We start from the raw sequence: 12,952 nt of genomic DNA on the forward strand, positions 1-12,952 counted from the left end.
CGTACCGCCCTCCCGCCGTTGGAGCAAGGGAAGGCGGCCACGGGCCACCAGCCTGAGGTACCGTCCGAAGAACAGCTTTTTCTCATAGCAGCTCTCACAGCAGCATTTACCTACGGGCAGGAGGGACGGGGCGTTCTCGCTCCGTATGGATGGACGTGAAGCGATACTTCCGTGGGCCGGTCATGTGGATCGTGCTGGCCGTCCTCGCCGTGGTCGTGCTGATGCAGGTCGTCGGCTCGTCCGAGGGCTACAAGACGGTGGACACCAGCAGGGTCGTCCAGGCGATCAATGACAAGCAGGCCGACCAGGTCAAGCTGACGACCGGCGACGAGCAGGTCATCAAGGTCGAGCTCAAGAAGGGCGCCGACAAGGACAAGTACGGCGGCAGCACCAAGATCCAGGCCAGCTACATCGGTGACCAGGGCGCCAACCTGACCACCACGCTCCAGGAGCAGTCCGCCTCCGGCGACCTCGACAAGGGCTACACCGTCTCTCCCGAGCGCCAGAGCCCGTTCCTGTCGGTGCTGCTCTCGCTGCTCCCCTTCGTCCTCATCGTGGTCGTCTTCCTGTTCCTGATGAATCAGATGCAGGGCGGCGGCTCCCGAGTCATGAACTTCGGGAAGTCCAAGGCCAAGCTCATCACCAAGGACACCCCGAAGACGACGTTCGCCGACGTGGCGGGCTCGGACGAGGCCGTCGAGGAACTCCACGAGATCAAGGAGTTCCTCCAGGAGCCGGCGAAGTTCCAGGCCGTCGGCGCCAAGATCCCCAAGGGTGTGCTGCTCTACGGCCCGCCCGGAACCGGCAAGACCCTCCTCGCGCGCGCCGTCGCGGGCGAGGCCGGCGTGCCGTTCTACTCGATCTCCGGTTCCGACTTCGTCGAGATGTTCGTCGGTGTCGGTGCCTCCCGGGTCCGTGACCTCTTCGAGCAGGCCAAGGCGAACGCCCCGGCGATCGTCTTCGTCGACGAGATCGACGCCGTCGGACGCCACCGCGGTGCCGGCCTCGGCGGCGGCCACGACGAGCGCGAGCAGACCCTCAACCAGCTCCTCGTCGAGATGGACGGCTTCGACGTGAAGGGCGGCGTCATCCTGATCGCCGCCACGAACCGCCCGGACATCCTCGACCCGGCTCTGCTCCGCCCCGGCCGCTTCGACCGCCAGATCGCGGTCGACCGCCCGGACATGCAGGGCCGTCTGGAGATCCTCAAGGTCCACCAGAAGGGCAAGCCGGTCGCCCCGGACGTCGATCTGGGCGCGGTCGCCCGTCGCACGCCGGGCTTCACGGGTGCCGATCTCTCCAACGTCCTCAACGAGGCGGCGCTCCTCACCGCCCGCTCGGACAAGAAGCTGATCGACAACCACTCCCTGGACGAGGCGATCGACCGCGTGGTCGCGGGCCCGCAGAAGCGGACCCGGATCATGTCGGACAAGGAGAAGAAGATCACCGCGTACCACGAGGGCGGCCACGCCCTGGTCGCGGCGGCCTCGCCGAACTCCGACCCGGTGCACAAGATCACGATCCTGTCCCGCGGCCGGGCCCTCGGCTACACGATGGTGCTCCCGGACGAGGACAAGTACTCGACCACCCGCAACGAGATGCTCGACCAGCTGGCCTACATGCTGGGCGGGCGCGCGGCCGAGGAGCTCGTCTTCCACGACCCGACCACGGGCGCGGCGAACGACATCGAGAAGGCCACGGCCACCGCTCGCGCGATGGTCACGCAGTACGGCATGACCGAGCGGCTCGGCGCGATCAAGTTCGGTGGCGACAACACCGAACCGTTCCTGGGCCGTGAGATGGCGCACCAGCGCGACTACTCGGAAGAGGTCGCCGCGCTGGTCGACGAAGAGGTCAAGAAGCTCATCGAGACCGCGCACAACGAGGCGTGGGAGATCCTCGTCGAGAACCGCGACGTTCTCGACAACCTGGTCCTGCAGCTCCTGGAGAAGGAGACGCTGGGCAAGGAGGAGATCGCCGAGATCTTCGCCCCGATCGTCAAGCGCCCGGCCCGCCCGGCCTGGACCGGCTCGTCCCGCCGCACGCCCTCGACCCGTCCGCCGGTGCTCTCCCCCAAGGAGCTGGCACTGACGAACGGCGCGAACGGCTCGTCGGCGACGACGGCGACGGTGGAGACCACCAAGGCGATCGAGGTCGCCCCGGAGGACACCCCGGAGTCCTGACCCCGGCCCCCCGGAATGGAAGCCGCGCCCCCACAGGTTTTAGCCTGTGGGGGCGCGGCTCATTTCCGCGCACGACAGTCAGACGGAACGAGGCACAGATGACCGACCCGGTGACACTGGACGGCGAGGGCACGATCGGCGAGTTCGACGAGAAGCGCGCCGAGAACGCCGTACGAGAGCTCCTCATCGCGGTCGGCGAGGACCCGGACCGCGAGGGCCTGCGCGAGACGCCGGCGCGCGTGGCGCGGGCGTACAAGGAGATATTCGGGGGCTTGTGGCAACGCCCTGAGGATGTCCTTACGACGACGTTCGACCTGGGCCACGACGAGATGGTCCTGGTGAAGGACATCGAAGTGACGAGCTGCTGTGAACATCACCTGGTCCCGTTCAGGGGCGTGGCCCACGTCGGCTACATCCCCTCGACCACCGGCAAGATCACCGGCCTGTCCAAGCTGGCCCGGCTGGTAGACGTCTACGCCCGCCGCCCGCAGGTCCAGGAGCGGCTGACCACGCAGGTGGCCGACTCGCTGATGGAGATCCTGGAGCCCCGTGGGGTGATCGTGGTGATCGAGTGCGAGCACATGTGCATGTCGATGCGCGGCATCCGCAAGCCGGGCGCCAAGACCATCACCTCGGCCGTACGCGGCCAGCTGCGGGACCCCGCAACGCGCAACGAAGCCATGAGCCTGATCATGGCGCGATAGGTCCATTGTCGGTACTGCCCGATACTGTCCCCAATCAGTGGAGATGATCGCTGATCAAGGGGGATCGCGATGGGGCAGGGGTTTCCCAGCCGTCAGACGGTGAACGTTGTGGGCGGCCGTGAACGGGCCGTGAACGTCCGCGTGGGCGACTGCCTGTGGACGGTCGATGGTGGGCGGACGGCGCAGACGATGGTCACCGGCGTCACGGCGGTCAAGGACCGTGAGGTCGTCGAGGTCGTGACGGAGCATGCGGTGTTCCTGGCGGCACCCGCGCAATTACTGGGCACACCGGACGGGTGGACGCATGCGGCGGATGCTGTCGGGACCGTCGTGGCGTGGACGCCCGCCCGGAAGCTGTGTCGTGGTCGGTTGACCGTTCGGCCAGGTTACGAGTTCGGCTACTTCGTCGGCGCAACCTGTTCGGACGGCTCCGTCGGCAGGAACTATGTTTCGCTCGTCGTGAATGATGAGGGCTTCGCCGCCCGCTACGCAGCCTGTCTGACGGCTGCTACAGGGTTACCGGCGCGGCTGGAGCCCATCACGCGCCCATCCGGCTACCTGAAGAGGGATGCGCCAGGTTTCCGCGTCAGGGTTGTCTCCTCGTATCTCGCCGATGCCCTGCGTCAGTACGTGGGGGGCGATGCCCATCACATGCGCCAGCGGTTTCCCCGCGTGGTGCTCCGAGATCGAGAGGTCTTCGACGGGTTCCTCGACGGATACATCGACGGCGACGGATGTCGGCTCAAGGATGGCCGGTCGCGTGTGATCGTCAGCGCGAATACTCCGTTCCTCGCCGAGTTGGCACGCGTGATCGGCGCTCGATTCACGGCCCGGAACAACGGGCTAGCGTCCCACTTGGTGGTTGCCGACAGCTGGGCTACCCGGGGCACGTTTCGGCCCGAGCGGCATCCGCTGGAGCCCAGGGAGTCCCATTGGGCCGAAGTCCTGGATGTCCGTCGAAGGCCGATGCCCGTCAAACCCTTCACGCTCTACAGCTACCGGCTCGAACCCCACCCCACGTTCCTGGTGAACGGCCATCTCGTGCGGGAACCCTGGTAGGCCGCATTGTCAGTGGGGCCGAATAGCCTGCGGGCATGAGCGAGATCAGTGGTGACGACCGGCGTCTTCCGAGTGCTCTGGCCGAGGTGGCCCGTGTGGAGTTCGACTACGACGAGGGCGAGGGCGTCGACTTCGAGCCGTACGACGCCTTCGACTCCGCCGAGGAGACCACCGACTGGCTGCGGCATTGGACCGGCAACCACGAGCTGGACGGCGGTGCCTACCGGGTCTTCGGGCAGGACGGCACCGGAGGGCTCGCCGCGATCTGGTGGGTGCGGGCGGGGCGGCCACTCGCCGAGCAACCCGTGGTGTTCATGGGCTCCGAGGGCGAGCGGGGTGTGGTCGCGGGGAACCTCTCGGACTTCCTCTGGGTGCTGGCCGACGGCTTCGGGCCCATGGAGGCCGCGCTTCACGACCACCGCGAGGCGTGCCCGAACGCGGCCCTGACCGCGACGGCCGAGCGCCATGCCACGACTCGCCGCCGACCCGCCCGGGAGATCATCACGGAGGCGCAGGCCGAGTTTGTGACCTTCTCGGACGACATCGACGCGCTCTGCCGGTAGCGGTCCGGCTCACCGGCCCGGTCGCGGGACCGGCGACCACACGCCGATCCACTGCTCGGTGCCGTACTCCTCGAGGGTGATCATGCCGGCCATCGTCCCCCGGCGACCTCGATCACGAAGAGGTGGGGGCGCCCGCCGGGTACCTCGGGCATGGCGCTTTCGAGTTCGGCGCGCGGCCGAGGGCCGCCGATGTGGGTTCCGACCTCCGGCGAGGCGAACAGGCCGTCTACGCCACCGGGGCCGTGCCCTTGCCGTTGTGGTCGTCGTCTTCCGGGAGTTTGCAGACCCGTTCCAGGAAGAGGGCCGCCGCGATCACGCCGATGCCGGCGAGGACCGAGAAGCCGGCGTAGATCGCCTGGTCGCGGCGGGCCGGGATGTCCAGGGAGCCGAGGAGGAAGACGCCCGTGCCGCCGTACATGCCGGCGACCAGGGCGGCGACCAGGGCGCTCGCCTGGCCGAAGACCACGGCGCGGGCGGCCATGAGCGGTTCGACGCCCTTGGCGCCGGGGCGGCGCTCGCGCTGGGCCTTGAGGCGGGACCGGATCGAGAGGGCCGTCGCCGTGAGGACGACCGCGATCGACGCGAGGACGATGGGCGCCGCGAGCGGCACGCTCGGCAGGGTGCCGACCGCGTCCCAGAGGCGCGCGGCGCCCCAGGACAGGATTCCGGCGACGATGAACAGTCCGGCGAGAACCTTGAGCCGCAGTTGTTTCACCGGGTGTCCTTCGTGTCGTCTCGCGGTCGGTCTTCCACGAGCCTAACGACTACTCGGGCAGACGGAGTTCCAGGTCGGCGCGCGGCACGATGCCGGTCCGGCCGACCAGGGCGAGCAGCTCGGCGACCGTGCCGCGTCCGGGCAGCTGGGCGTCGGGGTCGACGTCGTGCCAGGGGGCGAGGACGAAGGCGCGCTGGTGGGCGCGGGGGTGGGGGAGCGTGAGGACGGGGTCGTCGGAGACCACGTCGGCGTACGCGACGATGTCGACGTCGATGGTGCGGGCGCCCCAGCGCTCCTCGCGGACCCGGTGGAAGGCCTCTTCGACGGCGTGCGCCCGCTCCAGGAGGGAGCTGGGCGGCAGGGTGGTCTTCACGAGGGCGACCGCGTTGAGGTACGAGGGCTGGGTGCCGGGCTCGACGCCCCAGGGCTCCGTCTCGTAGACGGGGGAGACGGCCTTGACCCGGAGGCCGGGGGTGTCTTCGAGGGCGTCGACGGCGCCCTGGAGGGTCTCCAGGCGGTTGCCGAGGTTGGCGCCGAGGGCGATGACGGCCCACTTGGGGTTGGAGAGGGTCACGTCGGCGGCGTCGACCGCCTCGACGACGGAGGCCGGTACGGGCTGCACGGTGGGATCGCTGTGCGTGGCTTTCATACTCGGCTCCGGGTGATGGTGATGGTCACGTCGTCGAAGGGGACCGTGATCGGCGCGTCCGGCTTGTGGACGACGACCTCGACCTCCTGTACGCCCGCGTGCTTGAGGCACTGCTCGGCGATCCGCTCGGCGAGGGTCTCGATCAGGTCCACGGGCTCGCCCTGGACGACGTCGACGACCTCTTCCGCGACGACGCCGTAGTGGACGGTCTTCGTCAGGTCGTCGTCGGCGGCCGCGGGGCGGGTGTCCAGGCCGAGGACGAGGTCGACGATGAAGGTCTGGCCTTCCTCGCGTTCCTTGGGGAAGACGCCGTGGTGTCCTCGGGCCTTGAGGCCGCGCAGCGCGACACGATCCACGCGAATCACTCCTGCTGTCGTAGTTCTTGTGGCCACGCAGCCGGGTGCGGACGGCCGGGTGTCCGTAATCGAATCTACCTGCGAGCACCGACAGCACGTGCCCACGGGGGTTCGGGGCGGCGGCCATAGGGGCTGGGAGCGGCCCCTACCCAGAGGGCCGGTTTCCAATCCCCGGCGTCACCCGATCGGTCCCCGGATCCCGTCAGGCGCTGGGTTCCTCGTCCTCTTCGTCGTCGGTTTCGGTGAGGACGGGAGAGCCGTGGTGGGACCAGATCTTCCACCCCTCGAATGTGCGACGGAACACATTGGTGGCGACGACGAGCTGGCCGACGAGGGGGCCGAGTTCGGCGCCGTCCTCGGCGGGTCCGCCGCTGAGGATGTTCTCGGTGCAGGTGACGACGGCCACGTCGCCGCCGAGGGAGACCTTGACGTCGGTGAGGAAGAACTGGATGTACTCGGTGTTCGCCATGATCAGCGCGTACGAGCGGAGGACCTCGCCGCGTCCGGAGAGGACGGGCCAGCCGGGGTGGACGCAGCTGATGGGGGTGGCGCCGTCGTCGAGCCAGAGGGTGGAGATCTCTTCGAAGTCGCCGCGCTCCATGGCCTCGTAGAAGGCGGTGTTGGCGGCCTCGACCGCTGCGGTGTCGGTCTGGTGGGTCACCGGGCTCCTTCGACGGCTCTGGCGACTCGGACGGCGTCGGCGGTGGCTCTGACCTCGTGGACGCGGACGGCCCAGGCGCCTTCGTGGGCGGCGAGGGCGGAGACGGCGGCGGTGGCGGCGTCGCGTTCGCGGGCGGGCGGCGGGCCCGCGCCCTCGCGGGTGAGGACGTGGCCGAGGAATCGCTTGCGCGAGGCGGCGACGAGCAGGGGGCGGCCGAGTGCGCGCAGTTCGGGGAGGTGGGCGACGAGGGCGAGGTCGTGGGGGGCGAGCTTGGCGAAGCCGAGGCCGGGGTCGATGACGATCCGCTCGGGCGGGATGCCGCCTTCGACGACGGCCTCCATGCGCCGGCGGAGCTCGGTGAGGACTTCGCCGACGACGTCGTCGTAGACGGCGAGGCTGTTCATGTCCTGGCTGAAGCCGCGCCAGTGCATGACGACGAAGGGGACCTCGGCGGCGGCGACGGCGGGGACCATGCCGGGGTCGGCGAGGCCGCCGCTGACGTCGTTGACGAGTGCGGCGCCCGCTTCGACGGCGGCCCGGGCGACGGAGGCGCGCATGGTGTCGACGGAGACGGTGACGCCTTCGGAGGCGAGGCCGCGGACGACGGGGACGACCCGCCGGAGCTCTTCCTCCTCGTCGACGCGGCTGGCGCCGGGGCGGGTGGACTCGCCGCCGACGTCGACGAGGTCGGCGCCTTCGGCGACGAGGTGGAGTCCGTGCTTGACGGCGGCCGTGGTGTCGAACCAGCGGCCGCCGTCGGAGAAGGAGTCAGGTGTCACGTTGACGACGCCCATGACCGCGCAGCGGTCCCACTCCGGCAGGCCCAAGGCCGTGCCCCGGCCGATCGACGTACTCATATGCCCAGCGTAGGGCCCGGGGCGCGGGTCGGGCCCCGCGGACCACTCGGGATGGCCGGGCAGGGCCCCCTGGGGAGAGCCGGCCGGGGACTCCCGGGGCGGCGTCGGCGGGGGCCCCGGGGACGGGCCGGGCGGGGCCCCGGGGAGGGGCCGCGCCGGGTCACGCGGCGCGGACCTCCCGGTCGGTCTGGGGGGCGACGATGTGGGTGCAGGGGCGGGGCTCCGCGGCGGCCCTGCGGCGGGCGAAGGGGCGGGGCAGCCGGAGGTCGACGAAGCCTTCGGCCTGCATGGCGGCGAAGCCGATGCGCGGCAGGTCGCGGCTCTTGCGGTAGACGACGAAGCGGGGTTCCCAGCGGGGCCGGAACTTGGCGTTGAACTTGTACAGGGACTCGATCTGGAACCAGCGGGAGAGGAAGACGAGCAGTCCGCGCCAGAGCCGGAGGACGGGTCCGGCGCCGATCTTCTCGCCGCGGGCGAGGGCGGCGCGGAACATGGCGAAGTTGAGGGAGACGTGCTCGATGCCGAGGCGGGGGGAGTCCTGGAGGGCCGCGACGATGAGCAGCTCGTTCATGCCGGGGTCGGCGGAGCGGTCGCGGCGCATGAGTTCGAGGGACATGCCGTCGGGACCCCAGGGCACGAAGTGGATGATCGCCTTGAGGTCGCCGTACGGGGAGGCCGCGCCGTCCTCGTCTGCCTTGTGCGCGGTCGCTATGACGGCGTCTCCGTCGCCCGGGTCGCCGATGCGGCCCAGCGCCATGGAGAAGCCGCGCTCGGTGTCGGTGCCGCGCCAGTCGGCGGCGGCGCGGCGGACGCGGGCGAGTTCGCCGTCGCTGAGGTCACGGACGCGGCGGACCTTGGTGGTGTAGCCGTTGCGTTCGATGCGCTTCACCATCTGGCGCACGTTGCGCATGGCGCGCCCGGAGAGGGAGAAATCCGCGACGTCCACCACCGCCTCGTCGCCGAGTTCGAGGGCGTCGAGGCCGGTCTCGCGGGTCCAGACCTCGCCGCCGGTCTCGGAGCAGCCCATGACGGCGGGGGTCCAGGAGTGGGCCTGGGCCTCGTCCATGAAGCGGTCGATGGCGCCGGGCCAGGCTTCGACGTCGCCGATGGGGTCGCCGCTGGCGAGCATGACGCCGGAGACGACGCGGTAGCAGACGGCCGCCTTGCCGCTGGGGGAGAAGACGACGCCCTTGTCGCGGCGGAGGGCGAAGTGGCCGAGGGAGTCGCGGCCGCCGTGCTTGTCGAGCAGGGCGCGGAGCCGGGTCTCGTCGTCCTCGGTGAGGCGGGCGGCGGGGTGCTCGGGGCGGAAGGCGAAGTAGATGGTGGTGAGGGCGGTGAGCATGCCGAGGGCGCCGAGGGAGTAGCCGACGGTCCAGTCGGCGCCGCCGGTGTAGCCGACGGGGCCTTCGAAGCCGAAGAGTCCGTACAGGACGTGTTCGAGGCGGTCGGTGAGGCTGGGGCTGCCGATGACGCGGCGCGGGTGGGCGCTGACGATGACGAGGCCGAGGAGGATCGACCCGGCGCCCATGAGGACGAAGTTGGCGAGCGCCTTCCAGCGGCTGCGGGGGTCGGGGAGGGCGGCGAACTGGTTCCGGTGGCGCAGCAGCAGGGCGAGCAGCGCGAGGGAGAGCAGGACGCCGATGACGGAGTGGCGCCAGACGAACTGGGCGACGGCGCCGAGCGGCAGGAGGACGACGGCGGCGCGCCAGGCGCGGCGCTTGTGGCGCTTGAGGCCGTGGGCGAGGAGCAGGAGGAGCACGCCGGCGCTGAGGGAGAGGGCCGCGGAGAGCGGCCCGAGGGTGCCGGGCAGGACTTCGGCGAGGGCGTGCATCCGGCTGGCCCGGAAGCGCGGGAAGACGCCCGCGGCGATGTCGATCAGGCCGATGAGGGTGCAGGCCGTTCCGACGAGTGAGGGGACCTTTTCGGGGCGTGGTCCGCGCAGAATCCGGCGTACCTGAACCGGAACCAATCCTGATTTGTCCCCATCTACCGTGACAGACATCGCTTCCCGTGCTTCCCGTGGCTCCGCGAAAGATTCGTTCTCCGTCGGCCGCGCGGTGGTCAGGGGCGGGCCGTTGCCGGAGGTTTTGCGCTTTCTAGGACGGCCGGGCGGGGGAGCGGGTTCATTCGGCCACAGGAAATTCTCAGGAAGAGGGCTCGGGCGTCTCATGGGTCTCACCAGCAACAAGGTTCTGGCGCTGGCCGTCGTGCTCGCGGTGGTGCTGTTCGCGGCCACGGTCTGGCTGTGGCCGCGCCTCGCGCGGGGCGGGGTGCGGGCCGTGCTCGGCAGGATCGGGCTGCTGCTCGCCACGCAGCTGGCGCTGTTCGCCTCGGTGGGGCTCGCCGCGAACAACTCCTTCCTCTTCTACGGGTCGTGGGCGGACCTGCTGGGGCAGGAGCAGGACATGGGGGTGGTCGTGGACCACTCGGCCGGCTCGAAGGACATCAGGGTCGTCGGGAAGCAGGCGCCGGACGTGCCCGGCGGGTCCCGGCCCTCGGTCGGGGGCCAGATCCAGAAGGTCGTCGTCACCGGCCGGAAGTCCGGCATCGACTCGCCGGCGTACGTGTATCTGCCGCCGGAGTACTTCCAGAAGGAGTACGCGTCGAGCACGTTCCCGGCCGCGGTGGTGCTGACCGGCTACCCGGGTACCGCGGAGAACCTGCTCAAGGGGCTGAAGTACCCGAAGACGGCCTTCACGCAGGCCAAGGAGAAGAAGATGCGGCCGATGATCCTGGTGATGCTGCGGCCGACCGTCGCACCGCCGCGGGACACGGAGTGCGTGAACGTGCCGGGCGGTCCGCAGACCGAGACCTTCTTCGCCGAGGACCTGCCGAAGGCGGTCTCGGAGACGTACCGGGTGGGGACGAAGGCGCGGAACTGGGGGTTCATGGGGAACTCGACGGGCGGCTACTGCGCGTTGAAGATCGCGCTGCACCACCCGGACCGGTTCGCGGCGGGCGCGGGTTTCTCGGCGTACTACAAGGCGGCCGAGGACGTGACGACGGGCGACCTCTTCCACGGTGACGACAAGGCGCGCAGGCGCGCGGACCTGCTGTGGAGCCTGGACCACCTGCCGCAGGGCGCGTCGTCGTCGTTCCTGGTGACGACGTCGAAGCAGGGGGAGGGGAACCTGCGCGGGACGCGCGACTTCATCAGGAAGGTGAAGGCCCCGGCGCGGGTCTCCTCGATCACGCTGGAGAGCGGTGGCCACAACTTCAACACCTGGAACCGGGAGATCCCGCCGGGCCTGGTGTGGATGAGCGGCCGGCTCAGCGCGAACTGAGCTGCTTGGGGGAGTCCGGGGACCCCTCCGGGCCCGGGGAGGCTGCGCGCAGGGCCCGGTGGACGGTGCCCGGGGTGAGGACGCCCGCGTACCGGTCGCCTTCGGCGGGGTCGGTGACGGGCAGCCAGCCGGTGTCGTTCTGCAGGAGCGCGGCGAGCGCCTCCCGGAGGGTGGCGCCGAGCGGGACCGGCTCGGGGGCGGGCCGGGTGCGGCCGGGGTCGTCCGCGGACACCCAGCCCGTGACGCGGCCGTCGGTGTCGAGGACGACGGACCAGGGGGCGCCGGGGGACGGCTGCTCGCCCGCGCGGACCACCGGGACCTCTTCCAGGGCGGTGGCGTCCACCGCGGTGACCGAGAGCCGCTTCAGGCCGCGGTCCGAGCCGACGAAGTCGGCCACGTAGGGGGTCGCGGGGGCGCCGAGGACGGTCGCCGGGGTGTCGAACTGCTCGATCGTGCCCTGTCCGTAGACGGCGATACGGTCCCCGAGCCGGACGGCCTCCTCCAGGTCGTGGGTGACGAGCAGGACCGTCTTGCGGACCTGGGACTGGAGGCGGAGGAACTCGTTCTGGAGGTGCTCGCGCACCACCGGGTCCACGGCGCCGAACGGCTCGTCCATGAGCAGCACCGGCGGGTCCGCGGCGAGCGCGCGGGCGACGCCGACGCGCTGGCGCTGGCCGCCGGAGAGCTGCTCGGGGTAGCGGCCGCCGTAGACCTTCGGGTCGAGGCCCACCAGGTCGAGGAGTTCGGCGGCGCGTGCGCGGGCCCGGGCGCGCGAGGTGCCGAGGAGGTGCGGGACGGTCGCGGTGTTGTCGAGGACCGTGCGGTGCGGGAAGAGGCCGACCTGCTGGATGACGTAGCCGATCCGGCGGCGCAGCTGGACCGGGTCGACCTCGGATATGTCCTGGCCGTCGAGGAGGATCCGGCCCTCGGTCGGCTCGATGAGCCGGTTCACCATCTTCATCGTGGTGGTCTTGCCGCAGCCGGACGGGCCGACGAGCGTCACCAGTTCACCCTCGGCGACCTCGAAGGAGAGGTCGTCGACGGCGGTGGTGCCGTCCGCGTACCGCTTGGTCACATGCTCGAACCGGATCATGTTCCTCATTCTGACGCCTGATCGACGGGTCCGTGTGAAGGGCGTGTTGCCGCCATGTGGCGGTCCTCGGCGATTGTCCGTGCCGGGGGTTAGGGTCGACCAGACACGTGTTCGGCACGGCTGGTGACCGGGGGAGGGTACATGAGCGCGGCGAACTGTCTGGTGACGAACGACTGGATCTGCGGCGAGTATCTGCGCACCCGCAGCCAGGAGTTGACCGACGCGCTGCTCCAGCACGTGGGGATCACGGTCGTGTCGGTGCTCATCGGCATCGCGGTCGCCTTCCCGCTGGCGCTGCTCGTGCGGGCGCGGCCCCGGTTCGCCGGGCCGGTGCTCGGACTGACGACGCTGCTCTACACGATCCCGTCGCTGGCGATGTTCTCGCTGCTCCTGCCGTTCTTCGGGCTCTCCGCGGCGCTGGTCGTGACGGGTCTCGTGCTGTATTCGCTGACGATTCTCGTACGGAACACGGTCGCCGGTCTGGACGCGGTCCCCGCCGAGGCGCGGGAGGCCGCGCGCGGGATGGGGTACGGCTCGGCGCGGATGCTGTGGGAGGTCGAGCTGCCGCTCGCCCTGCCCGCGTTGATGGCCGGAATACGGATGGCGACGGTCTCCACGATCGCGCTCACGACGGTCGGTTCGATCGTGGGGCGGGGCGGTCTGGGCAACCTCATCGAGGACGCGCTGCCGACGTTCTTCAAGGCGCAGGTGCTCGCCGCCTCGGTGCTGTGCGTCCTGCTGGCGGTGGCCGCGGATCTGCTGCTCCTCGGCGTGCAGCGGCTGCTCACGCCGTGGACCCGCATACGCACGGCGCCGGGGGGCGAGTAG

At 70.4% G+C, this 12,952-nt stretch carries 13 protein-coding genes; 6 read left to right on the forward strand and 7 right to left on the reverse strand.

From position 1 onward, the window contains the following. The first annotated feature begins 149 nt into the window (after nt 1–149). The 4 genes from ftsH to ACFVGW_RS31360 all read left to right on the forward strand — a co-directional run bounded on the left by ftsH (nt 150) and on the right by ACFVGW_RS31360 (nt 4,509). Complete coding sequence (ftsH, locus tag ACFVGW_RS31345) at nt 150–2,183, forward strand: ATP-dependent zinc metalloprotease FtsH (RefSeq protein ID WP_352187759.1); 2,034 nt, start codon at nt 150–152, stop codon at nt 2,181–2,183. A gap of 98 nt (nt 2,184–2,281) precedes the next feature. Further along, complete coding sequence (gene folE / locus ACFVGW_RS31350) at nt 2,282–2,887, forward strand: GTP cyclohydrolase I FolE (protein ID WP_385854315.1); 606 nt, start codon at nt 2,282–2,284, stop codon at nt 2,885–2,887. A gap of 69 nt (nt 2,888–2,956) precedes the next feature. Continuing rightward, nucleotides 2,957–3,946 (forward strand): hypothetical protein, encoded by a 990-nt coding sequence (locus ACFVGW_RS31355; protein ID WP_383222264.1) that lies wholly within the window; start codon nt 2,957–2,959, stop codon nt 3,944–3,946. Between the two features lie 35 nt (nt 3,947–3,981). Then, the gene (locus ACFVGW_RS31360; RefSeq protein ID WP_383289144.1) at nt 3,982–4,509 is read left to right on the forward strand and encodes an SMI1/KNR4 family protein; all 528 of its coding nucleotides are present in this window, start codon (nt 3,982–3,984) and stop codon (nt 4,507–4,509) included. A 226-nt stretch (nt 4,510–4,735) separates the two neighbouring features. Here the strand turns inward: ACFVGW_RS31360 and ACFVGW_RS31365 are convergent, their stop codons facing one another. The 6 genes from ACFVGW_RS31365 to ACFVGW_RS31390 form a co-directional block, all read right to left on the reverse strand. After that, nucleotides 4,736–5,224, reverse strand: a complete 489-nt coding sequence (locus ACFVGW_RS31365; RefSeq protein ID WP_352187761.1) for a DUF3180 domain-containing protein — start codon at nt 5,222–5,224, stop codon at nt 4,736–4,738. Nucleotides 5,225–5,273: 49 nt separating this feature from the next. After that, nucleotides 5,274–5,873 carry a 2-amino-4-hydroxy-6-hydroxymethyldihydropteridine diphosphokinase gene (gene folK / locus ACFVGW_RS31370; RefSeq protein ID WP_385854316.1) on the reverse strand — a complete coding sequence of 200 codons (600 nt, stop codon included), beginning with the start codon at nt 5,871–5,873 and terminating at the stop codon, nt 5,274–5,276. Further along, entirely contained in the window at nt 5,870–6,229 is a 360-nt protein-coding gene (gene folB / locus ACFVGW_RS31375) for a dihydroneopterin aldolase (protein ID WP_137988623.1), read from the reverse strand. Before folB ends, folK begins: the two co-directional genes overlap by 4 nt. Nucleotides 6,230–6,431: 202 nt before the next feature. Then, nucleotides 6,432–6,890 (reverse strand): nuclear transport factor 2 family protein, encoded by a 459-nt coding sequence (locus ACFVGW_RS31380; RefSeq protein ID WP_385854317.1) that lies wholly within the window; start codon nt 6,888–6,890, stop codon nt 6,432–6,434. After that, on the reverse strand, nt 6,887–7,747 hold the full coding sequence (folP, locus tag ACFVGW_RS31385) for a dihydropteroate synthase (RefSeq protein WP_383289138.1): 861 nt from the start codon (nt 7,745–7,747) through the stop codon (nt 6,887–6,889). Before folP ends, ACFVGW_RS31380 begins: the two co-directional genes overlap by 4 nt. A 160-nt stretch (nt 7,748–7,907) precedes the next feature. Then, nucleotides 7,908–9,749, reverse strand: a complete 1,842-nt coding sequence (locus tag ACFVGW_RS31390) for a phosphatidylglycerol lysyltransferase domain-containing protein (protein ID WP_385854318.1) — start codon at nt 9,747–9,749, stop codon at nt 7,908–7,910. 166 nt (nt 9,750–9,915) lie between these two features. Here ACFVGW_RS31390 and ACFVGW_RS31395 point away from each other — a divergent pair, with 166 nt between their 5' ends. Further along, nucleotides 9,916–11,031 carry an alpha/beta hydrolase gene (locus ACFVGW_RS31395; protein WP_385854319.1) on the forward strand — a complete coding sequence of 372 codons (1,116 nt, stop codon included), beginning with the start codon at nt 9,916–9,918 and terminating at the stop codon, nt 11,029–11,031. Here ACFVGW_RS31395 and ACFVGW_RS31400 read toward each other — a convergent pair. Further along, nucleotides 11,018–12,124 carry an ABC transporter ATP-binding protein gene (locus ACFVGW_RS31400; protein WP_385854320.1) on the reverse strand — a complete coding sequence of 369 codons (1,107 nt, stop codon included), beginning with the start codon at nt 12,122–12,124 and terminating at the stop codon, nt 11,018–11,020. The genes ACFVGW_RS31395 and ACFVGW_RS31400 overlap by 14 nt on opposite strands. Nucleotides 12,125–12,265: 141 nt before the next feature. On the opposite strand from ACFVGW_RS31400, the gene ACFVGW_RS31405 reads away from it, so the two are divergent. Further along, the gene (locus ACFVGW_RS31405; RefSeq protein ID WP_383222253.1) at nt 12,266–12,952 is read left to right on the forward strand and encodes an ABC transporter permease; all 687 of its coding nucleotides are present in this window, start codon (nt 12,266–12,268) and stop codon (nt 12,950–12,952) included.

Source organism: Streptomyces sp. NPDC127129 (genome assembly GCF_042671585.1).
Classification (GTDB): domain Bacteria; phylum Actinomycetota; class Actinomycetes; order Streptomycetales; family Streptomycetaceae; genus Streptomyces.

Excerpts from the sequence above, each read along its gene's own strand:
- ftsH (WP_352187759.1), top strand. The coding sequence starts at position 150 with ATGGACGTGAAGCGATACTTCCGTGGGCCGGTCATGTGGATCGTGCTG.
- folE (WP_385854315.1), top strand. The coding sequence starts at position 2,282 with ATGACCGACCCGGTGACACTGGACGGCGAGGGCACGATCGGCGAGTTC.
- ACFVGW_RS31355 (WP_383222264.1), top strand. The coding sequence starts at position 2,957 with ATGGGGCAGGGGTTTCCCAGCCGTCAGACGGTGAACGTTGTGGGCGGC.
- ACFVGW_RS31360 (WP_383289144.1), top strand. The coding sequence starts at position 3,982 with ATGAGCGAGATCAGTGGTGACGACCGGCGTCTTCCGAGTGCTCTGGCC.
- folK (WP_385854316.1), bottom strand. The coding sequence starts at position 5,873 with ATGAAAGCCACGCACAGCGATCCCACCGTGCAGCCCGTACCGGCCTCC.
- folP (WP_383289138.1), bottom strand. The coding sequence starts at position 7,747 with ATGAGTACGTCGATCGGCCGGGGCACGGCCTTGGGCCTGCCGGAGTGG.
- ACFVGW_RS31390 (WP_385854318.1), bottom strand. The coding sequence starts at position 9,749 with ATGTCTGTCACGGTAGATGGGGACAAATCAGGATTGGTTCCGGTTCAG.
- ACFVGW_RS31395 (WP_385854319.1), top strand. The coding sequence starts at position 9,916 with ATGGGTCTCACCAGCAACAAGGTTCTGGCGCTGGCCGTCGTGCTCGCG.
- ACFVGW_RS31400 (WP_385854320.1), bottom strand. The coding sequence starts at position 12,124 with ATGATCCGGTTCGAGCATGTGACCAAGCGGTACGCGGACGGCACCACC.
- ACFVGW_RS31405 (WP_383222253.1), top strand. The coding sequence starts at position 12,266 with ATGAGCGCGGCGAACTGTCTGGTGACGAACGACTGGATCTGCGGCGAG.